Raw genomic sequence first — 21,364 nt, 5'->3', positions numbered from 1 at the left:
TTTTGGTTTTGTACTTCTGATTTGGCAGCAGGACAGCAACATCAAACTTGAGTTTGGCGATATCAACGCCGACGGAGACAAGACTCATCATGGCACTCCATAACCTTATGAATAATATCGCCGGACCATCCTTATATGTGGGTGCTCGGGGCACAGGATACCGTTCGGTCTTGAGGCGACAGGGAAACAGGTTACCGGGGCATAATCTCTCCCACGGGCTCAGGGGCACCAGGGCCGGGTGATGCTCACCGGTAACCTCCCGATGATCAGTCGGGGATCTTCTCCGCAGAAACGGAGAAGATCAAGACATAAGGGCCGGGGTGAGGGTTGGTAAAATTTCTGCTATTCTGCCCGCGCAATTAAGGGGGCAGCATGCTTAACATCGTTTTATTCGAACCAGAAATCCCGCCGAATACCGGCAATATCATCCGCCTGTGCGCCAACACCGGGTTTCGCCTGCACATCATCGAACCTATGGGTTTTACCTGGGATGACAAGCGTCTGCGTCGGGCCGGGCTGGATTACCACGAATTTACCGCCGTGAAGCGCCACGCTGACTATGCCGCCTTCTTTGAAGCCGAACAGCCTCAGCGTCTGTTTGCCCTGACGACGAAAGGCACGCCTGCCCACAGCGCTGTGAGCTATCAGGATGGGGATTTTTTGATGTTTGGCCCGGAAACACGCGGCCTGCCTGCCAGTATTCTTGATGCTCTGCCGCAATCACAAAAAATCCGTATTCCGATGATGCCAGACAGCCGCAGCATGAATCTGTCCAACGCGGTGTCGGTCGTGGTATACGAAGCCTGGCGCCAGTTGGGTTATCCGGGTGCGGTGTTACGCAGCTAAATCCGTCGTGAGAGCCCGGTAAGCAAAGCGCCACCGGGCATGCAATCAGATGCCGTCACCAAACTCAAAGGTATGGTGAATGCCATTGAAGTGCTGGTCCATATCCATCGCAGGTTTATCGCTGTCCGGCTTGCCGACAATACGCGCTGGCACGCCTGCTGCCGTAGTATGCGGTGGCACAGGTTGTAAAACGACAGAACCCGCCCCAATCTTCGCGCCACGCCCGACTTCGATATTGCCGAGAATTTTCGCTCCTGCGCCAATCATCACTCCTTCACGAATTTTCGGGTGACGATCGCCGCTGGTTTTCCCTGTACCGCCCAGCGTCACGGATTGCAGGATTGAGACGTCATTTTCGATAACCGCTGTTTCCCCCACCACGATACCTGTGGCGTGGTCGAGCATGATGCCTCGGCCAATTTTTGCCGCCGGGTGAATGTCGACCTGGAAGGTCACCGACACCTGATTTTGCAGGAAAATCGCCAGCGCGCGACGCCCCTGATTCCACAGCCAGTGGCCGATGCGGTAGGCCTGCAGCGCATGAAACCCTTTCAGGTAGAGCAACGGTGTGGAGTATTTGTCGACTGCCGGGTCGCGCGTGCGCACGGCCTGAATGTCACAGGCTGCGGAGGCGATCATTTCCGGGTCGGCGGCGTAGGCCTCTTCCACTACTTCACGAATGGCGATGGCGGGCATGATGGAGGAGGCAAGCTTATTGGCGAGCATGTAGCTCAGCGCGCTGCCCAGGTTTTCGTGCTTCAGGAGCGTGGCGTGGTAAAAACTGGCAAGCATGGGCTCGCAGTCAGCCAAAGCGCGAGCTTCGGCTTTAATATTGTTCCAGACCATTTCCAGTTCTTCACACGGCATTGCAGACTCCAGAAGCGATGATAATGGCCGGTCAGTTCTGCGCCGACCGGGCCATTCAGGTAACAACGATTCCTTGCGATTAGCGGTGGCTGCGCTCTTCCTTGCTGGCACGACCTAATAAGGTCAATGCTGCCTCGCGCGCGTTTTTTCCGCAATACAATACCTGATAAATTTCCTCGGTTATTGGCATTTCGACACCAAAACGGTGGGCAAGTGCCCTGACCTCTTTGGTATTGCGGTAGCCTTCAACCACCTGACCAATCGCATCCTGTGCGCTTTGCACGTCCTGGCCCTGGCCGAGCGCCATGCCAAAACGGCGGTTACGCGACTGGTTGTCGGTACAGGTGAGCACTAAATCGCCCAGCCCTGCCATCCCCATAAAGGTGGAAGGATCTGCCCCTAACGCCGCCCCCAGCCGTGACATTTCTGCCAGACCACGGGTAATCAGCGCCGTACGGGCGTTTGCGCCAAAGCCAATACCGTCGGACATGCCTGCGCCAATCGCGATGACGTTTTTCACCGCACCACCGAGCTGCACACCGATAAAATCAGGGTTGCTGTAGACGCGGAAGCTTTTGCCGCAGTGCAGCAGCTTTTGCAAATCATCCGCAAATTGCGGATCGGTGGACGCCAGGGCAATCGCCGTCGGCATGCCTGCCGCCAGCTCTTTCGCGAAAGTTGGCCCGGAAATCACCGCCAGCGGAATAGCATCACCCAACGCTTCGCGGGCGACATCCTGCAGCAGACGACCAGTTTCTGCTTCCAGCCCTTTTGTGGCCCACACCAGGCGCACATCAGCACGCAGCAGAGGTTTCAGCTGACGCAGCACTTCGCCAAACACATGGCTTGGCACAACGACCAGAATATCGCGGCTGGCGGCTAACGCTTTGGCGAGATCGCTTTCAAGATGCAGCGTATCGGGGAAAGGCACATCGGGAAGGAAAGCCGCATTACAACGGTCACGTTGCAACAGCTCAACATGTTTTGGGTCGTGGCCCCAGAGCACAACATCGTGGCCGTTTCTTGCCAGAGTGATGGCAAGAGCGGTGCCGTACGAGCCGGCACCGATCACAGTCATTGCAGCTTTACGTGCGTTCATCAGGCATCCTGATGTTGTTCAGCACCTTCGCCAGCCTGCTGCTGCAGATAGTTCATGAACAGCGCATCAAAGTTCACTGGCGCAAGGTTCAGTTGCGGGAATGTACCGCGACCGACCAGGCTGGTGATGCATTCACGAGCATACGGGAACAGGATGTTCGGGCAGTATGCGCCCAGGCAATGCGCCATCTGGTTACCGTCGATGCCTTCGATGGAGAAAATGCCGCCCTGCTGAACTTCACACAGGAACGCGGTTTCTTCACCCAGAGACGCGGTAACGGTCACACGCAGTACGACTTCGTATACGCCTTCCGCCAGTTGGGTAGAAGCCGTATCCAGATCAAGTTTAACCTCTGGCTGCCAGTCTTTCTGGAAAACATGCGGTGCATTTGGCGCTTCAAAAGAAACGTCTTTGGTGTAGATACGCTGGATCTGGAAAGTCATTTCTGGGTTGTTTTGTTCTGACATCTTATTGTCCTTAAAAGGGTTATTTCAGCAGGGGATCAAGTCCACCACGTGCATCAAGTGCATACAAGTCGTCACAGCCGCCAATGTGCTGTGCATCAATAAAAATCTGCGGCACCGTGGTGCGGCCACTACGTTCAATCATCTCTTCGCGCTTCGCCGCGTTGCCATCAATCGGCAACGCCTGGAAGCTGACGCCTTTTTCGTTCAGCAACGCTTTTGCACGGTGGCAGAACGGACAAGTTTCTTTAGTATAGATCTCGATATTGGCCATGACGTTACCTCAGATAATTACTTACCACGAACCAGCGGCAGGTTTTCACCGCTCCAGCCAGCGACACCTTCTTTCAGAACAAACACGCGCTCAAAGCCCGCTTTATTCAGTGCAGTGGCCGGATCCTGTGCCTGCATACCAGAACCATCAACAACAATGATGGGTTTATCTTTGTGTTTTTCAAGCTCACCGAGGTTGTTGGCTTTGATTTCCGTCGGCAGCAGGTTAATCGACCCCGCGATGTGACCCTTACGGAAATCATCACGCTGACGTAAATCCACCACCACCGCCTCTTCTTTATTGATAAGACGGGTCGCTTCACCACGGGTGATCACCTTAATTTTCGAGGTTAACCCTTTGAATGTCGTGAACAGAACGGCTGCCAGTAAGCCAACCCAGGCAATGCTCAGGATAGGGTGGCGACTCACAAATTGCATAATTTCTTGCATGGGGGGTAATAACTCCCGACTCAGTGATTAAAATTCAGGAAAGGAGTATACCTGTGCGTTTGTGCAAATACAGCACACGGACATAAGCTAATCCATTTTCTGCGGCCTGAAACGAAAAAATACGAGCAAAAATAACCAAACTCACCGCCAGCCGGACCCGATCTTTGATCTTCCGAGGCAGATTTATCGATTCAGCTGTAGTAAAATTACGCAAATTTTTTATCTTGTGAGCATAGAGGTTGTCGCAATGTCTGATACTAAAAAACCGATGGTACTGGTGATTCTGGATGGCTACGGCTACCGCGAAGACCAGCAGGATAACGCGATTTTCAACGCGAAAACGCCGGTCATGGACGCCCTGTGGGCCAAACGTCCACATACCCTGATTGACGCTTCCGGCCTGGAAGTGGGTCTGCCAGACCGTCAGATGGGTAACTCCGAAGTGGGCCACGTCAACCTGGGCGCGGGCCGTATCGTGTATCAGGACCTGACGCGTCTGGACGTCGAAATTAAAGAACGTACGTTCTTCGAAAACAGTGTGCTGGCGGGTGCGGTTGATAAAGCTGTTGCCGCTGGCAAAGCCGTTCACATCATGGGCCTGCTGTCTGCCGGTGGCGTTCACAGCCACGAAGACCACATCCTGGCTATGGTCGAACTGGCCGCGCAGCGCGGCGCAGAAAAAATCTACCTGCACGCCTTCCTGGATGGCCGCGACACCCCACCACGTAGCGCAAAATCTTCTCTGGCCACCTTTGAAGAGAAATTTGCCGCGCTGGGCAAAGGCCGCGTAGCCTCTATCATCGGCCGTTACTTTGCGATGGACCGTGACAACCGTTGGGATCGCGTTGAACAGGCCTATGACCTGATGACGCTGGCGAAAGGTGAATTCCAGTTCAATACTGCAGTGGAAGGCCTGGAAGCCGCCTATGCTCGCGACGAGAACGATGAATTCGTGAAAGCGACTGTCATCCGTGCTGAAGGCCAGGCTGACGCAGCGATGGAAGACGGCGATGCGCTGATCTTCATGAACTTCCGTGCTGACCGTGCGCGTGAAATCACCCGTGCTTTCGTGGACAAAGGCTTCGACGGCTTCGCGCGTAAGAAAGTGGTCAATCTCGACTACATCATGCTAACCCAATACGCAGCCGATATTGACGCGCCTTGTGCCTACCCACCCGCTTCTCTCGCGAACACCTTCGGTGAGTGGATGGCGAAGAACGATAAAACGCAGCTGCGCATTTCTGAAACCGAGAAATACGCACACGTCACCTTCTTCTTCAACGGCGGCGTAGAAGAGCCGTTTGCAGGCGAAGAACGTATCCTCATCAACTCCCCGAAAGTGGCGACCTACGATCTGCAGCCAGAAATGAGCTCGGCAGAACTGACCGAAAAACTGGTGGGTGCGATCAAAGGCGGCACATTCGACGCCATTATCTGTAACTATCCGAATGGCGATATGGTCGGCCATACCGGTGTGATGGAAGCGGCAGTAAAAGCTATCGAAGCGCTGGATCACTGCATTGATGAAGTGAGCAAAGCTGTCGAATCTGTTGGCGGCCAGTTGCTGATCACCGCAGACCACGGCAACGCCGAGCAGATGCGCGACCCGTCTACCGGCCAGGCACACACCGCGCACACCAACCTGCCGGTTCCGCTGATCTACGTTGGCGGCAAAACAGTGAAAGCGGTTGAAGGCGGTAAGCTCTCTGATATCGCCCCGACCATGCTGACGCTGATGGGGATGGAAATCCCGCAAGAGATGACTGGCAAGCCGCTGTTCATCGTGGAATAATCCCTCCCCATGAGGGGAAAGGCGATTTTTTCAAATACATGGATCGCGACGGCAGTCCGATCCATGAGTTACGCCAGCGCACTCAGCGCTGGCGTATTGCTGTGCGCGACGTATGCTCATGCAGACGATCGCAGCCAGCTGCAATCCATTCAGGCTGATATCGCCGCCAAAGAGCGCGCGGTTCGCCAACAGCAACAGCAACGCTCTAGCCTGCTTGCTCAGCTCAAAACGCAAGAAGAAGCCATCGCCGCAGCAGCCCGTAAGCTGCGAGAAACGCAGAATACCCTCGCCGACCTCAATAAGCAGGTTGATGCGATGAACGCCTCCATCGCCAAACTCGAAAAGCAAAAAGCGGCCCAGGAACGTAATCTTGCCGCGCAGCTTGATGCGGCTTTTCGTCAGGGCGAGCACACCGGTATCCAACTGATACTGAGTGGGGAAGAGAGTCAGCGTGGTCAGCGTTTGCAGGCTTATTTCGGCTATCTCAATCAGGCCCGTCAGGAAACCATCGCCCAGTTGAAGCAAACCAGCGAAGAGGTGGCCTCACAGAAAGCGGAACTGGAAGAGAAGCAAAGCCAGCAGCAGACGCTGTTGTACGAGCAGAAAGCTCAACAAGCCAAGCTTGAACAGGCTCGTAACGAGCGTAAGAAAACCCTCTCCGGGCTGGAATCCTCTATTCAGGCCGGACAACAGCAACTCAGCGAACTTCGTGCCAACGAATCGCGCATGAGGTCCCGCATTGCGCAAGCTGAAGCCGCTGCGCGTGCACGTGCGGAGAAAGAAGCCAAAGAAGCGCAAGCCGTACGTGACCGTCAGCAAGACGCTTCCCGCAAAGGCACCACCTACAAACCTTCTGAAAGTGAACGTTCACTGATGTCACGAACAGGCGGCCTGGGCTCGCCTCGCGGTCAGGCCTATTGGCCGGTTCGTGGCCCAACGCTGCATCGCTATGGCGAACAGCTGCAGGGTGAACTACGTTGGAAAGGGATGGTTATCGGTGCGTCTGAAGGCACCGAAGTCAAAGCCATTGCCGATGGCCGGGTGATCCTCGCCGACTGGCTGCAGGGTTACGGCTTAGTGGTTGTCGTCGAGCACGGCAAAGGCGATATGAGCCTTTATGGCTACAACCAAAGCGCGCTGGTAAGCGTTGGAACACAGGTCCGCGCAGGCCAGCCGATTGCCCTTGTGGGCAGCAGTGGTGGTCAGGGCCGGCCGTCACTCTACTTCGAAATTCGCCGCCAGGGTCAGGCGGTCAATCCACAGCCGTGGTTGGGAAGATAAGTTTTGCTTCAATTTCGCACGTTAGTGTTCTCCATCAGCGCCGCCCTGGCGATGGTGGCTCCGGTCCACGCCGGAAAACTTGCCATTGTAATTGATGACTTTGGCTACCGCCCACAGCAGGAAAACCAGGTCCTGGCGCTGCCAAACGCCGTTTCCGTCGCAGTGTTACCCAATGCGCCGCACGCCCGGGAAATGGCGACCAAAGCTCACAACGGCGGCCATGAAGTTCTGATCCACCTGCCCATGGCGCCAATCAGCAAACAGCCGCTGGAAAAAGACACCCTTCGTCCTGACATGAGCAGCGATGAGATTGAGCGTATTATTCGCGATGCTGTGGGCAAAGTGCCGTACGCAGTTGGGTTGAATAACCACATGGGCAGCGCGATGACGTCCAGCCTGTTTGGGATGCAAAAAGTGATGCAGGTGCTGAACCACTATAACTTTTACTTTCTCGACAGTATGACGATTGGCAATAGCCAGTCGATGCGTGCGGCCGCAGGCACGAATGTGAAGGTGATAAAACGTAAGGTGTTTCTGGATGACACGCAAAACGAAGCGGATATTCGCGTGCAGTTTAACCGCGCCGTTCAGCTTGCCAGACGAAATGGTTCCGCCATTGCTATCGGGCATCCGCATCCTTCAACGGTGCGCGTCCTTCAGCAAATGATTTACACCCTGCCGCCAGATATCACGCTTGTGCGCCCGAGTAGCCTGCTCAATGAGCCACAGGTTGATACTTCAACGCCAAACAACACGCAGCCAGTACAACCGACTGCACCGCGTAATCCTTTCCGTGGCGTGAAGCTGTGTAAGCCGAAACTGGCCCCGCAACCGGTCTACGCCAGCCGTTACTTTGCCGTGCTCGGCGAAAGTATTACTCACAGCACGCTGGTGCAGTATCTGCAATTGCAGTGGCAGGGTTGGGATAAAAAGGCCTGAGACTGATGACACCCCTCCAACGAATGAAGATTTGTCATAGGTCACTCAATAAAAAATAAGGAAAATCAATTCATTGATTTTCGGCTGCTAACCACAAAGAAGGAAAAACCACGCTTTTTCCTTCTTTGTCAGCGATCTAAGGCCTGATGGCTGTCAGGCCTGACGGGAGTCTGTGCGCTCTTCAGCCACGACTCCTGGTTTTTTCTCGTGCGCGTACCAGGCTTTGAAGTACTTCAGAAAGCTATACAGCGTGGCATACAATCCGGTCACCGCACCGACTTTCCCTTTCCGCCAGGCCCCGCTAAACAAATACCATTTAAAAAACGCCCCAATTGCGCTAATAAACCCGCGAGCAAGAGAAGGCCTGATTTTTTTGTATTTTACGAGGCGTGTCGTATAGCTGTTTAATTTACTGAAGACTTCGTGCAGCGACCAAAAAGTATCGTGTCTGACGTGGCCTTCAATATTAAACGTCTTAATATCGCCCTCAACCTGATCATCCACCGGGCGAAGGTTAAAACGGGCATGCTGACGATTAAAAAGACGGACAGGATAATCGGGTGATGAGACAGGGTAGATGGTACGGATCTCTTCCCCCAGCACGTACCAGTGACGCGTGATGCGCCAGCCGTGGTTGGCTGGCGGCTCTTGCCCGGCTTTCAATGCCTTAATAAACGCCACGGTTTGGGCATCGAGGATCTCATCGCTGTCCATGCACAATACCCAGTCATGCGAGGCATGTTGAATGGCGACGTTCATTTGTTCGCCATGCATACGATATGAATGATATATCGCACTCAACCCATAATTCTGGCAAATGTTTAATGTCTCATCGGTACTGCCGGAATCGATGACCACAATTTCGTCAGCCACGGTGATTAATGGCGGAATCACTTTATGCAACAAACGTTCAGAATTAAAGGTTAACAGACAGACCGTTAATTTAAGCATGACTGCCCTGCCAGTATTAAAGGGGTTGGAGATAAAACAGAAGTTTAGTGTGTGTTTTCACTTTTAAACATAATCGAATTCACACTTTTATAGCGATTGCTTTTTCGTTCATTTCTGGATCATCACTGAGGGCCACAAAAAACGCTGAATCTCCCGTGAGTTTCTTTATAATGCGGGCTGGTTTTTCAATATGAGAATCAGAGAGCATGGTGCCGCAAAAACGAAAAATCCTGCTGTTCGACAGTGGCAAAGAGTGGGGGGGTGGCACCAACAGCATGCTCGAACTGCTCAAGCGCATTGACCGCCAATGCTTTGATATTTCTTGCTGTTTCTACCATAACTATCGCCGTGCGGGCGGTGAAAGCATTGAGCAGGTGCTGAACGCTATTGGCATTCCGATGATTGTCTTACCTGCTCGCCGCCAGCCTGGCTGGGCGAAAGTGCTTAAAGAGCTTGGCCGCAGCCTGCTGTTTTTCTCTCGCGATGCGCGCAAATCGTTTACCCGCAAAATGGATACGCTGTGGCGTATTCAGCCGGATGCCCGCCGCCTCAAAAAAGTGCTGCAGGATGGCGGGTATGACGTGCTGTATATGAACAATCAGCCCGGCTCTAACGAAGAAGGTTATCACGCGGTGCGTGGAACGTCCGTTGCGCTGGTGCAGCACTGTCGTATTGAACCGGTACTTTCCCCTTCGTTAGTGCAGCTGGTGAATCAGCAGATTGACCGAATCATCGCGGTGTCAAAGGGGGTGGAAAAAGTGCTGCTCGCCAATGGCGTGGAGGCAAAATTCTGCGTCACGGTGAACAACGCTATCGATATCCACCAACCGCTGCCCGATCGGCACAAGATGCGCGAATCACTTGGCCTCAATGACGACACCTTTGTTTTCGGTAGCATCGGTTCTCTGATTGCTCGTAAGGCCAATCACCACACGCTTGAAGCATTGGCCTTGTTCCGGCAAAAACACCCTGACGCAGAATGGAAAATGATCCTTATCGGTGAGGGCCCGGAACGCCAGGCGCTTGAAGCACAGGCCGCTAAGCTAGGCTTGAGCGAACATCTAGTATTTACTGGTTTTCGCAATAATCCCTTTGATTATCTCGCCACGTTCGATGCCTTTGTCCTCGCCTCCAGCAGCGAAGGATTACCGCGTGTGGTACTCGAAGCCATGCTATTAGGTATTCCGGCCATTGGCTCCGACGTCACCGGCACAGGCGAATTAATCAGCCACCAGCACACCGGATTGCTCTTCCCGTGGAGTGACATTCACGCGCTGGCTGAACATCTTTCGGCTATCTGGCAGGACGCCGATCTGCGCCAGCGCCTGGCAACCCAGGCTCATCAGCATGTTCGTGACCATTACGCCATTGAGCACTATGTTGCTGGCGTGGAGCACGAACTGGCTTCTCTTTCATCAAGACGGACAGACCATGTTTAATTTTCTGAATGCCCGCTATCGCCACATCAAGGCGCGTCACAATATTCCTTACGCTTCACTCTCCCCTTCTTCAGTGAGCGTGCCGGTGACGTCTGTCGTCATTCCTTGCACTGGCGCGGATTACATTGAAGAAGCGTTGCTGTCCGCAACCTTTGCTGAGCGCTTTGCCCCTGACCTCGAAGAGATTGTGATCGTCAGCGACCAGCCCGAAAGTGCTTTTGGCGAACTGCCAGCAAAAACGCGCGTGGTTACACTGGAGCTGCCAAAGCGTGAAGAGAGCTATCGCTATAAGCAAATCTACCTGAGCCGCCTGGTCAAACTGAATGCGCCTCTTCAGGCTCGGGGGGAAGGGATTTTGATGATCGACTCCGACCTCAACCTGCTGCAAATGCCGCAGTTCCGCGTTGAGGATCAGCACATCTACTCCAGCTTCCGTCAGGGCAAAATGATCGCCAAGCTGGACGGTGCGCCTGAGCAGAATGTTCCGGCTTATTATAAAGAGACCGTCCGCCCTTATCTCGTCGACCATGTGAATGGTGCCTTCCTGGCCGCCACTCGCAAAACCTGGCGTCGTATCTGTCCGCTGTGGTTAACGCTGTTCCAGGATACCTGGGAACTGATGGACGATAGCCAGCCGCCAACCGATCAGCTGCCGCTGGCTGCTCTGCTGGATATGCTGGATTTGAAAACCGTGAATCTGGGCGACTGGATGAACTGGCCGGTATCGAAAAAAATCGGCGGACAGGAAGCCGTTATCCCGAAAGAAGTGGTTGGGGCGCACGGCGGTTTCCCGTTATCGGAATGGCAGAAGTATCTCGCCTCTCGCGACAGTAAGCTGTTGTTTAAAGGACAGGATTACACCCGTAAAGTGCGTTATCTGACGGACAAAGAGAAGCAGCAGCAAAGCTAATGCCCGGCGGCGCTACGCTTGCACAGGCCTACAGAAAGCAGATTCCGTAGGCCGGATAAGCGCAGCGCCATCCGGCAATTTACGCAGATTAATCCCAGCTCAGGATAACTTTCCCTGATTGCCCTGAACGCATTGCGTCAAAGCCTTTCTGGAAATCATCAATACCGAAACGGTGGGTGATGATGGGGGTGAGATCCAGACCAGACTGAATCAATGCCGCCATCTTATACCAGGTTTCGAACATCTCGCGGCCATAGATGCCTTTGATGAACAGCCCTTTGAAGATGACTTTAGTCCAGTCGATGGACATGTCTGACGGTGGAATACCCAGCATCGCAATGCGTCCGCCGTGGTTCATGGTATCGAGCATGGTGCGAAACGCCGGTGGCGCTCCGGACATCTCCAGACCCACGTCAAACCCTTCTGTCATGCCCAACTCTGCCATCACGTCGGTCAGGCTTTCGTTGGCGACGTTCACCGCGCGAGTGATGCCCATTTTGCGAGCCAGTTCCAGACGGTATTCGTTCACGTCCGTGATAACCACGTTGCGAGCGCCGACGTGTTTCGCCACAGCAGCAGCCATAATGCCAATCGGACCAGCGCCGGACACCAGCACGTCTTCGCCGACCAGGTCGAAAGAGAGCGCCGTGTGAACCGCGTTACCAAACGGGTCGAAGATGGAAGCCAGATCGTCGGAAATATTGTCCGGGATTTTGAAGGCGTTAAAGGCCGGGATCACCAGATATTCCGCGAAACAGCCCGGACGGTTTACACCCACACCGGTGGTGTTGCGGCACAGGTGTGTACGGCCAGCACGGCAGTTACGGCAATGGCCGCAGGTAATATGGCCTTCGCCAGACACGCGATCGCCAATCTTAAAGCCCTTCACTTCCTGGCCAATACCGACCACTTCCCCCACGTATTCGTGACCAACAACCATTGGCACCGGAATGGTCTTCTGCGACCATTCATCCCAGTTGTAGATATGCACATCGGTGCCGCAGATAGCGGTTTTGCGGATTTTAATCAGCAGGTCGTTATGCCCGACTTCCGGTTCCGGAACGTCGTTCATCCAGATCCCTTCTTCGGCTTTCAGTTTCGATAATGCTTTCATCTCACACCCTCAGGCAATCACGCCCAGTTGCTTACCGATGCGGGTAAACGCGTCCACCGCACGTTCAATTTGCTCAGGAGTATGCGCCGCGGACATCTGCGTGCGGATACGCGCCTGGCCTTTTGGCACCACCGGATAGAAGAACCCGGTGACGTAAATCCCTTCTTTCTGCAGCTCGCGCGCAAACTCTTGCGCCACGGTGGCTTCGCCCAGCATCACCGGAATGATCGCGTGGTCAGCACCTGCCAGCGTGAAGCCTGCTGCCGTCATTTTTTCACGGAACAAGCGAGCGTTAGACCACAGGCGATCGCGCAGCTCTGCGCCAGACTCAACCATCTCCAGCACTTTGATGGACGCCGCGACAATCGCCGGAGCCAGTGAGTTGGAGAACAGATAAGGACGAGAACGCTGACGCAGCCACTCAACCACTTCTTTGCGAGCGGCGGTATAGCCACCGGATGCACCACCCAGCGCTTTACCCAGCGTGCCAGTGATGATGTCCACGCGCCCCATCACTTCGCAGTATTCATGGGAGCCACGGCCGTTTTCGCCCACGAAGCCTACCGCGTGCGAATCATCGACCATCACCAGCGCATCGTATTTATCCGCCAGGTCGCAGACGCCTTTCAGGTTGGCGATCACGCCGTCCATGGAGAACACGCCGTCGGTGGCGATCAGCACATGGCGAGCCCCCGCTTCGCGCGCTTCTTTCAGACGGGCTTCCAGTTCCTGCATATCGTTGTTGGCATAACGGAAGCGTTTTGCTTTACACAGACGCACGCCATCGATGATGGACGCGTGGTTCAGTGCATCAGAAATAATGGCATCTTCCGCGCCCAGCAGCGTTTCAAACAGGCCGCCGTTGGCATCGAAGCAAGAGGAGTAAAGGATCGCATCTTCCATGCCGAGGAAATCGGCCAGCTTTTTCTCGAGCACTTTATGGCTGTCCTGAGTGCCGCAAATAAAGCGCACGGACGCCATACCGAACCCGTGGCTGTCCATGCCGGATTTTGCGGCGGCAATCAGCTCAGGATGGTTCGCCAGGCCGAGGTAGTTATTGGCGCAGAAGTTAATGACATGATTGCCGTCACCGACGGTGATGTCCGCCTGCTGGGCAGAGGTAATGATGCGCTCTTCTTTAAACAACCCTTCCGCGCGGGCGGTTTCCAGGTCACCGGTTAACTGTTTGTAAAAATCACCACGCATTGCAACTCTCCAGATTCGGCAAAATTTGGCACATATTACCCAATGCTCCCGGTCTATACGAGATGACTCAGGGTCAGATAAGTGTTTTTGTAGCATAAATCACGTGTATCCCTGCGACCTGTCGGTGAATGTGAAGACTCCGCGTAGTGATGGTATGATAAGAACCATTAGCGTCCGGGAAAGGCCCGGTCACCCACATTTCAAAGGTTATCGTTATGATCATCGTTACCGGCGGCGCAGGTTTTATTGGCAGCAATATCATTAAGGCCCTGAATGACAAAGGCATCTCTGACATCCTTGTCGTGGACAACCTGAAAGATGGCACCAAATTCGTCAACCTGGTCGACCTCAACATCGCCGACTACATGGACAAGGAAGACTTCCTGATCCAGATTATAGCCGGCGAAGAGTTCGGTGAAATTGAAGCCGTGTTCCATGAAGGCGCCTGTTCATCCACCACCGAGTGGGACGGCAAGTACATGATGGATAACAACTATCAGTACTCCAAAGAGCTGCTGCATTACTGCCTGGAGCGTGAAATTCCGTTCCTGTACGCCTCTTCGGCTGCCACCTACGGCGGCCGTACTTCTGATTTCATCGAATCACGCGAATATGAAAAGCCGCTTAACGTTTACGGCTACTCCAAGTTCCTGTTCGATGAATACGTACGTCAAGTCCTGCCAGAAGCAAACTCTCCGGTGGTGGGCTTCCGTTACTTCAACGTTTATGGCCCACGTGAAGGCCATAAAGGCAGCATGGCGAGCGTCGCTTTCCACCTCAACACTCAGTTGAACAACGGTGAAAGTCCGAAACTGTTCGAAGGCAGCGATGGCTTTAAACGTGATTTCGTCTATGTGGGCGACGTGGCGGCAGTCAACCTGTGGTTCTGGGAAAACGGCGTATCCGGCATTTTCAACCTCGGCACGGGCCGTGCGGAATCTTTCCAGGCGGTGGCCGACGCCGCGCTGGCTTATCACCAGAAAGGGTCCCTCGAATACATTCCGTTCCCGGAAAAACTGAAAGGCCGCTACCAGGCCTTCACTCAGGCGGATCTGACTAACCTGCGTAAAGCGGGCTACGACAAGCCTTTCAAAACCGTGGCGGAAGGTGTCGCGGAGTACATGGCCTGGCTGAACCGCGACGCATAAGATAAGACGAATGAAAATACTGGTGATCGGCCCGTCATGGGTGGGCGACATGATGATGTCGCAAAGTCTCTACCGCACGCTCAAGGCGCGCTATCCCCAGGCGATCATTGATGTGATGGCACCCGCGTGGTGCCGTCCTCTTTTATCGCGCATGCCAGAAGTTAACGAAGCCATCCCGATGCCATTAGGCCACGGCGCGCTGGAGATCGGCGAACGTCGTCGGCTCGGCCACAGCCTGCGCGAAAAACGCTATGATCGCGCCTATGTCCTGCCTAACTCATTCAAATCTGCGCTGGTGCCGTTCTTTGCGGGAATTCCACAGCGCACAGGCTGGCGCGGCGAGATGCGTTACGGTCTGTTGAATGACGCACGCGTACTCGACAAAGCGGCATGGCCTTTAATGGTCGAACGCTACGTCGCCCTGGCTTATGACAAAGGCGTGATGCGTTCTGCCAAAGATCTGCCTCAGCCACTGTTATGGCCTCAGCTTCAGGTTAACGAAGGGGAGAAATCCCAGGTCTGTAACGCGTTTACCCTCTCAAGCGAACGCCAGATGATTGGCTTCTGCCCGGGTGCTGAGTTCGGCCCGGCAAAGCGCTGGCCGCACTATCACTATGCCGAGCTGGCGAAACAGCTGATCGACGAAGGATACCAGGTGGTGTTGTTTGGCTCAGCCAAAGACAACGATGCCGGCAATGAAATCCTTGCCTCTTTGAGCACCGAGCAGCAGGCGTGGTGTCGAAATCTGGCTGGTGAAACTCAGCTTGAGCAAGCTGTGGTGTTGCTCGCGGCTTGCAAAGCAGTCGTCACCAACGATTCTGGCTTGATGCACGTTGCTGCGGCACTGAATCGCCCACTGGTTGCGCTGTATGGTCCAAGCAGCCCGGATTTCACCCCGCCGCTGTCGCACAAAGCAAAAGTCATTCGCCTCATTTCCGGCTATCACAAAGTGCGTAAAGGCGACGCCGCCGAGGGCTATCATCAAAGCCTGATCGACATTACGCCGTCTCGTGTTCTGGAAGAGCTCAATCAACTGCTGCTGGACGAGGATGCCTGACGCATGCGAGTGCTGATCGTAAAAACGTCTTCAATGGGCGATGTGCTGCATACTTTGCCCGCCCTGACCGATGCCGCAAAGGCCATTCCTCGTCTTCGTTTTGACTGGGCCGTGGAAGAAGGCTTTGCCCAAATCCCGACCTGGCATGCCGCTGTTGATAAAGTGATCCCTGTGGCTATCCGTCGCTGGCGCAAAGCCTGGTTCTCTGCGCCCATAAAGGCCGAACGCCACGCTTTTCGCCAGATGATCCAGGCTGAAAAATATGACGCCATCATTGATGCACAAGGGCTGGTAAAAAGTGCAGCGCTGGTGACGCGTCTGGCGCATGGCGTGAAACATGGCATGGACTGGAGCAGCGCCCGCGAACCTCTGGCAAGCCTGTTTTATAACCGCCGCCACCCTATTGCCAAAGATCAGCACGCCGTCGAACGCACGCGTGAACTGTTTGCAAAAAGCCTTGGCTATGCGAAACCTGACGCTCAGGGAGATTACGCGATTGCCCAGCATTTTCAGAATTTACAGGAACACACTGGCAATCCGTATGTCATATTCCTGCATGCCACAACCCGGGATGATAAGCACTGGCCGGAATCGCACTGGCGAGCCCTCGTAGAACTGATGCAACAAAGCGGATTACAGATTAAACTGCCGTGGGGCGCGGAGCATGAACGCCTGCGCGCGGAACGCATTGCCGCTGGGCTCAGTCACGTCGACGTCTTGCCGAAGCTAACGCTGGCGGACGTTGCTGCAGAGCTGGCTGGGGCACAAGCCATTGCCTCTGTCGACACCGGTTTGAGCCACTTAGCCGCTGCACTGGATCGCCCCAACATCACTCTTTTCGGCCCAACCGATCCCGGGCTGATTGGGGGCTACGGCAAAAACCAACAACAATACGTAAGCCCGACGGGCAAGATGGGAGATATCACGGCTGATGCGATTTTTAACGTTCTACAGGGCAACCTGCAACGTACGGGCAAGGAAGCGTAGTTAATGAGCTATGTGCTTCTGTTTATTCTCTTTCTTCCGGCAAAATTGCTGGGGAAGCTGTTTCGCAAAGAGACGGGTAAAAACCTTGTCATCCAGACTGCGAAGATTGGCGATTTCGTCAATGCGACCCCTTTGCTCAGCCACCTGAAAAAGAGTGATGTGCTGATAAGCCGTGCCGTAGAGCCGCTGGCAAGCCGCGACGACACCATCGAGACGATTTATCTCATCGGCAAAAAGAAGCGCAATGTGTTCGCCAAACTCCGCTTTGCCTGGCTGATTATGAATCGCTATGACAACGTGTATCTGCTGCAGCCGAACAGCACCAATCTCTTCTTCGCCGCCGTTTGCAACGCAAAGAACAAACAGTTCCTGAGCATCTACACCCGCCGCTGGTATCACGCCATTTTCTACATGGCAGCAGATGGCGTGGTGGAGCATGGGAAACAGACGTTATCCGTCACCAATTATCTGCAATTAGCAGACAGAACATTAAGCTGGAAGGATGCCCCAAAGCATGCCACGCATCCGCTCTATCAGCCCAAAGCCTGGCCTGAGTGTCTGGATAAACCGGATGTTATTCGTATCGGTCTGAGCATTTCCGCAGGCAATAAAGCAAAAACAGTGCCGCCGTCCGTCTGGAAACGTATTTTCGACACGCTGAGTGATTTGCCTTGCCAGTTCTACATCTTCGGCACAGAGAACGAACAACCGTGGCTCGACGAGCTTTATCGCGCCACAGGCGAACAAAGCAATATCACCAGCCTGCTGGGGTTGCTGCCGTTGGAAGATGTGCCGTGGGCCATCTCCAGAATGAATTGCTACATTGCCTCCGACTCCGGAAATGTCTATATCGCAGACGCGGTAGGCGTGCCTGTCGTCCTGCTGTTTGGGCCATGCTGTCACCACGAACAACGCCCGCTGGGTGAGACTTTGTTGATTGGCAATGATGACAACATCAGCTCATATGTGTTTGAGACGCGGTATTATTTCCACAAGGATCGCGAAGAGTTGTTTGCTGTGAGTGATGCGGATTTAAAGCGCATCCATCATTTTATCGCTAGCGCTGGTAATAACACCAAAGCATAATCAGTTCACTTTGTTGGTAACAATAATGACCCCGCATTCGGAAAAAAAATTTGCTACATTGAGAAAATGGAACCGTAGTAAAAACTATTTTATGAAGTCGCTGCGTATGCGTTTTGCAAAAATGATTTGGGATCATCGCAGCAAAAAAACGTTTGCCTTACAGGATATTCAAACCATCCTGCTCTTGCGTGACGATGATAAAATAGGCGATATGGTCGTATCAACATCCGTTATGCGTGAACTGAGTAAGCAGGGATACACTGTCGATATACTGGCAACACCAAAAAACATCGAAATCGTTAAAAACAACCCCTATATAAACAAAGTGTTATCCACTGAAGCTTCTGATATCACCGCCCAACTTAGCGCTGAAAAATATGATCTTGTGATCGACATGGGCGATAAAATATCACCGCGTAGCCTGCGTTTTTTACGCAGTATTTCGGCGAAAAATGTCATTGGCTTCAATAAAGAAAACTATAACATCTATAACAAGTCTATCCAGTATAACGATTATAATAGTCACATCACTAACCGCTACGATTTATTAATGCAGGTGATGGGACTTTCAGATTACTCGACGCAATACGAGTTGTTTTATCCCTCAGAACTGGATCAGGATGTTCTTAACTTTCTGAAAAATACGGGCCATGACAAGTTCATTCTGGTTAATGCATTTGCTGCTGACAGCCGTCGAGAAATGTCATTCAGTCAACTTGAAGAGTTAATTTTATCATTAAAAAATGCCTATCCAGCAACGTGTATCATTCTGTTAGATCATTTAAACAGAATCGATTTAACCTTACCTGACGATGTTTACATCAGCCCCTTTAATACCCTTCTTTCTGCAATAGCCTTGATCGCCCATATTGATATGATCATCTCTCCAGATACCTCCATTGTTCATATTGCAGCGACATATCAAAAGCCGTTGGTTGCACTTTATGGAAACGATCTGCATGGTCAATACGTTAATAGTGATGTGTGGGGACCAGGTTATGCTAACGCGATTCAATTACGCACAGTAAATAAATACCATCCAGTGTCATCAATTCCTGTAAATGAAATTGTAGCGGCAGTACACAAACTGTCTGCTGGAGAATTAAAATAGAATGATAATGTTAGAAAATTTGAGAAAACATAATCAGTTAATTTTGCTGACAATACTGCTTCTTTCCAGTATATCCGTCATTCTAAATTTTGTTAGCGCGCCTCAAGCCAGAACATTTTTCTACCTCTCTTCTTACGTTTCAATTCTCTCTCTTATTGTTAACTGGAAAAAAACGCCAACACCTCTTCTCATTAGCATCGTTGCAATGCTGGCATTAGTGGGCCTCAGTAAATATATTTGGTTCATCGCAGAATATCTCGGCAATCCCGACTATAACCAATACAACCCCTACTATAATACGGGAAAGCGACTCCTTCTGGGTGCCGTCATTGCCTGGAGCGCATTTTCACTCAAAGACTATCTTACTGAAAAACATAAACAAGCAGTCCGCTTCGCCCTCTTTGCAGCTTTTGCCCTCGCCTCGATTATCGGCTGCTATCAAATCGCCATGCATCCCGGGCAGCGAACGGATTTCTTCCTGGGCTATGCAACAGATAGCGCTTATATGTATTCAGCGGTGGCATTACTGACAATCATTTTTCTTGATCAGCATAAAAGCTTAATGGCCAAATTGTTAATGGCTGCTTGTTTCATCGTCGCATTTTATATTCTCTTTAAAACGGGCACCCGCAACGTTCTGCTATTTTTCCCGTTAGTGTTGATTGCTAGTCTGATTGCATGGAAGAAAAATTATCTCAGGACACTGTCCATCGTGGTGATTGCCATCATTATTGCATTCGCTGCTGCTTATAAACCGATCATTGAACCAAAAATAAAAATAACAGAGTCTGAGATTGATCGGTATAGCCAACATGATGGTAACCAGTCTGGTTCACTCACCGCTCGATTCGCAATGTGGGAAGTCGGTTACCATGCGTTTATGGCTCATCCATGGGGCATGAGCTTCGAACAACGAGAAAAATTCGCCAAGGATTACACACAAGAAACGAAGTCTAATAAATCGGCGCTGCGTTATATCGATGTCCACTTGCATAATGAAGTCATTGATACAGCAACACTTCAGGGGATCCCTGGCGTTGTCATTATGATTCTGGCCTATCTGATCTTACTCAACTATGCGTTCAGAACCCGAAGCGCAAAGTTTTTGGGGCTGACGTTCATTATCATCACTGTCGGTTTTACAGACGTTATTTTTATCAGCAGAGAGCAAAGCATATTTTTCGCTCAGCTTTTCGTACTGACCGCTCTCCTGTCGCCTCCACCGCGGCAGGCATGAATTGAAAAAGCCCCTAACGGGGCATTTTTTTCACCTGATAAAACTCAGCCAACGTCATTCCCTGGGTGCGTTGTGCAAGCCAGGCGAAGAGCTTTTCCAGATCCTGATACAACCCTTCAATCGCGGCTTCATCTTTAAACGTAGGGCTGCCGCCGGGCATAAACTCGGATGAGTGGAGCATAAATTCGACATAGTCGTTGCCTTGAGCCAGGCATTTCTCCGCAACGTTGATCATCTCATCGGCATTCCCGCCAGCAGGACGTAACCAGTTAACGGAGGGAGAGCGGTATTTGCCGCGCAGGCGGTCGTAGCCTTGCTTCACGCTATTCAGCCAACCCGGATGTCTGTACTGAATACTCATTGGGACTTCCAGCAAGGCGCTGTTACCTGGCCGATGTATCGCATTCTCGTCGATAAAATAGGCATTCTCCGGGAAGTGCTGATAATCCGTTCCGCCTGTACCCTGCGGTGCCCCTTTGGCGTTGCGCCAGTTCACACGCGGCGTGACTGAGCAATCGACCTGATAACCCAGTTCAATCAGCAATTTTGCATAACGGCTGTCGAACGCCCAGCGTCCGGCACGATGGCTGAGCATTTTTGTCTGGAAGGTGCTCTCCAGAAGCTCAGTCATGAACAGCACTTTTTCGCGTAAAACAGAATCCGGATATTCAATCAGATAAGGTTGCCAGCGCCAGTCATCACCGGTCAGGTCATGTTCAGGCGGGCTGTTCCAGGCATGTAAATGCATGCCGACTTCCCCTTGTCCACGCGCAATCACGTCTTTAGCAAAGTCGATGTAAACCGGGTCAACCGCCATCTCGTAGTTCGTTAACCAGACCGGCTTGAAACCCTGTTTTTCACACAAAGCCTGGAAGCGCGGCAGGTATCGGGCGTTTTCCGTTTTAATTTCCCGATGGTTTTGCCAAAGGTTATCGCCTTCAGTATCGATGGTGATGATAAATGCTGGTTTCGTCATGGTTTTCCCAGAGTCGATGAGGGTTAGGGCTATGTTACGCACTCTCCTCTCACCGAGTAAACAGTTGCCAGGAAAAACCTGACATTGCCGAGAAATGATGCAAGTCCTCATCATGTCTATTAGAATTGCAG

At 52.6% G+C, this 21,364-nt stretch carries 21 protein-coding genes; 12 read left to right on the top strand and 9 right to left on the bottom strand.

What is annotated here, in order from left to right:
- Positions 1-372: 372 nt before the first annotated feature.
- Positions 373-846 carry a tRNA (uridine(34)/cytosine(34)/5-carboxymethylaminomethyluridine(34)-2'-O)-methyltransferase TrmL gene (gene trmL, locus ACLW56_RS15960; RefSeq protein WP_330984729.1) on the top strand — a complete coding sequence of 158 codons (474 nt, stop codon included), beginning with the start codon at positions 373-375 and terminating at the stop codon, positions 844-846.
- A gap of 45 nt (positions 847-891) precedes the next feature.
- Here trmL and cysE read toward each other — a convergent pair whose 3' ends face one another.
- The 5 genes from cysE to ACLW56_RS15935 form a co-directional block, all read right to left on the bottom strand.
- Positions 892-1,713 (bottom strand): serine O-acetyltransferase, encoded by an 822-nt coding sequence (gene cysE / locus ACLW56_RS15955; RefSeq protein ID WP_330984728.1) that lies wholly within the window; start codon positions 1,711-1,713, stop codon positions 892-894.
- 79 nt (positions 1,714-1,792) lie between these two features.
- On the bottom strand, positions 1,793-2,812 hold the full coding sequence (gene gpsA / locus ACLW56_RS15950; RefSeq protein WP_330984727.1) for an NAD(P)H-dependent glycerol-3-phosphate dehydrogenase: 1,020 nt from the start codon (positions 2,810-2,812) through the stop codon (positions 1,793-1,795).
- The gene (secB, locus tag ACLW56_RS15945; protein ID WP_330984726.1) at positions 2,812-3,279 is read right to left on the bottom strand and encodes a protein-export chaperone SecB; all 468 of its coding nucleotides are present in this window, start codon (positions 3,277-3,279) and stop codon (positions 2,812-2,814) included. Before secB ends, gpsA begins: the two co-directional genes overlap by 1 nt.
- Before the next feature lie 19 nt (positions 3,280-3,298).
- Positions 3,299-3,550 carry a glutaredoxin 3 gene (gene grxC / locus ACLW56_RS15940; protein WP_330984725.1) on the bottom strand — a complete coding sequence of 84 codons (252 nt, stop codon included), beginning with the start codon at positions 3,548-3,550 and terminating at the stop codon, positions 3,299-3,301.
- A gap of 17 nt (positions 3,551-3,567) precedes the next feature.
- A complete protein-coding gene (locus ACLW56_RS15935) occupies positions 3,568-3,999 on the bottom strand; it encodes a rhodanese-like domain-containing protein (protein WP_330984724.1) in 432 nt (143 codons plus the stop codon).
- Positions 4,000-4,246: 247 nt separating this feature from the next.
- Between ACLW56_RS15935 and gpmM the strand changes: the two genes are divergently transcribed.
- Genes gpmM through ACLW56_RS15920 form a run of 3 tightly spaced genes read left to right on the top strand, consistent with a single transcriptional unit; the run spans position 4,247 to position 8,011 of the window.
- The gene (gpmM, locus tag ACLW56_RS15930) at positions 4,247-5,791 is read left to right on the top strand and encodes a 2,3-bisphosphoglycerate-independent phosphoglycerate mutase (RefSeq protein WP_330984723.1); all 1,545 of its coding nucleotides are present in this window, start codon (positions 4,247-4,249) and stop codon (positions 5,789-5,791) included.
- Positions 5,792-5,800: 9 nt separating this feature from the next.
- On the top strand, positions 5,801-7,072 hold the full coding sequence (gene envC / locus ACLW56_RS15925; protein WP_330984722.1) for a murein hydrolase activator EnvC: 1,272 nt from the start codon (positions 5,801-5,803) through the stop codon (positions 7,070-7,072).
- Positions 7,073-7,075: 3 nt separating this feature from the next.
- The gene (locus ACLW56_RS15920; protein WP_330984721.1) at positions 7,076-8,011 is read left to right on the top strand and encodes a divergent polysaccharide deacetylase family protein; all 936 of its coding nucleotides are present in this window, start codon (positions 7,076-7,078) and stop codon (positions 8,009-8,011) included.
- 153 nt (positions 8,012-8,164) lie between these two features.
- Here ACLW56_RS15920 and ACLW56_RS15915 read toward each other — a convergent pair whose 3' ends face one another.
- Positions 8,165-8,962: a glycosyltransferase family 2 protein gene (locus ACLW56_RS15915; protein ID WP_330984720.1), complete on the bottom strand. Its 798-nt coding sequence runs from the start codon at positions 8,960-8,962 to the stop codon at positions 8,165-8,167.
- Between the two features lie 206 nt (positions 8,963-9,168).
- On the opposite strand from ACLW56_RS15915, the gene ACLW56_RS15910 reads away from it, so the two are divergent.
- The gene (locus ACLW56_RS15910; protein WP_330984719.1) at positions 9,169-10,401 is read left to right on the top strand and encodes a glycosyltransferase; all 1,233 of its coding nucleotides are present in this window, start codon (positions 9,169-9,171) and stop codon (positions 10,399-10,401) included.
- On the top strand, positions 10,394-11,311 hold the full coding sequence (locus ACLW56_RS15905) for a hypothetical protein (RefSeq protein ID WP_330984718.1): 918 nt from the start codon (positions 10,394-10,396) through the stop codon (positions 11,309-11,311). The genes ACLW56_RS15910 and ACLW56_RS15905 overlap by 8 nt, the downstream gene beginning before the upstream one ends.
- A gap of 88 nt (positions 11,312-11,399) precedes the next feature.
- Here the strand turns inward: ACLW56_RS15905 and tdh are convergent, their stop codons facing one another.
- Both tdh and kbl read right to left on the bottom strand, forming a co-directional pair.
- On the bottom strand, positions 11,400-12,425 hold the full coding sequence (gene tdh, locus ACLW56_RS15900) for an L-threonine 3-dehydrogenase (protein ID WP_330984717.1): 1,026 nt from the start codon (positions 12,423-12,425) through the stop codon (positions 11,400-11,402).
- A 9-nt stretch (positions 12,426-12,434) separates the two neighbouring features.
- A complete protein-coding gene (gene kbl / locus ACLW56_RS15895) occupies positions 12,435-13,631 on the bottom strand; it encodes a glycine C-acetyltransferase (RefSeq protein WP_330984716.1) in 1,197 nt (398 codons plus the stop codon).
- Between the two features lie 215 nt (positions 13,632-13,846).
- On the opposite strand from kbl, the gene rfaD reads away from it, so the two are divergent.
- From rfaD to ACLW56_RS15865, 6 genes are read left to right on the top strand one after another with little or no spacing between them, the layout of a single operon-like run.
- Positions 13,847-14,779: an ADP-glyceromanno-heptose 6-epimerase gene (gene rfaD / locus ACLW56_RS15890; protein WP_330984715.1), complete on the top strand. Its 933-nt coding sequence runs from the start codon at positions 13,847-13,849 to the stop codon at positions 14,777-14,779.
- 10 nt (positions 14,780-14,789) lie between these two features.
- Positions 14,790-15,836 carry an ADP-heptose--LPS heptosyltransferase RfaF gene (rfaF, locus tag ACLW56_RS15885; RefSeq protein ID WP_330984714.1) on the top strand — a complete coding sequence of 349 codons (1,047 nt, stop codon included), beginning with the start codon at positions 14,790-14,792 and terminating at the stop codon, positions 15,834-15,836.
- 3 nt (positions 15,837-15,839) lie between these two features.
- Complete coding sequence (gene rfaC, locus ACLW56_RS15880; RefSeq protein ID WP_330984713.1) at positions 15,840-16,823, top strand: lipopolysaccharide heptosyltransferase RfaC; 984 nt, start codon at positions 15,840-15,842, stop codon at positions 16,821-16,823.
- A gap of 3 nt (positions 16,824-16,826) precedes the next feature.
- Positions 16,827-17,909, top strand: coding sequence for a glycosyltransferase family 9 protein (locus ACLW56_RS15875; protein WP_330984712.1), 1,083 nt, complete (start codon positions 16,827-16,829; stop codon positions 17,907-17,909).
- 25 nt (positions 17,910-17,934) lie between these two features.
- A complete protein-coding gene (locus tag ACLW56_RS15870; protein ID WP_330984711.1) occupies positions 17,935-19,020 on the top strand; it encodes a glycosyltransferase family 9 protein in 1,086 nt (361 codons plus the stop codon).
- A 7-nt stretch (positions 19,021-19,027) separates the two neighbouring features.
- The gene (locus tag ACLW56_RS15865; protein ID WP_330984710.1) at positions 19,028-20,257 is read left to right on the top strand and encodes an O-antigen ligase family protein; all 1,230 of its coding nucleotides are present in this window, start codon (positions 19,028-19,030) and stop codon (positions 20,255-20,257) included.
- Between the two features lie 13 nt (positions 20,258-20,270).
- Here the strand turns inward: ACLW56_RS15865 and ACLW56_RS15860 are convergent, their stop codons facing one another.
- Positions 20,271-21,233 (bottom strand): polysaccharide deacetylase family protein, encoded by a 963-nt coding sequence (locus ACLW56_RS15860; protein ID WP_330984709.1) that lies wholly within the window; start codon positions 21,231-21,233, stop codon positions 20,271-20,273.
- Positions 21,234-21,364: the final 131 nt, after the last annotated feature.

It is taken from the genome of Pantoea sp. sgz302252 (genome assembly GCF_047713085.1).
GTDB lineage: Bacteria > Pseudomonadota > Gammaproteobacteria > Enterobacterales > Enterobacteriaceae > Scandinavium.
The sequence above is the reverse complement of the archived record's forward strand: the minus strand, read 5'-3'. Positions and strand labels throughout refer to the sequence as shown.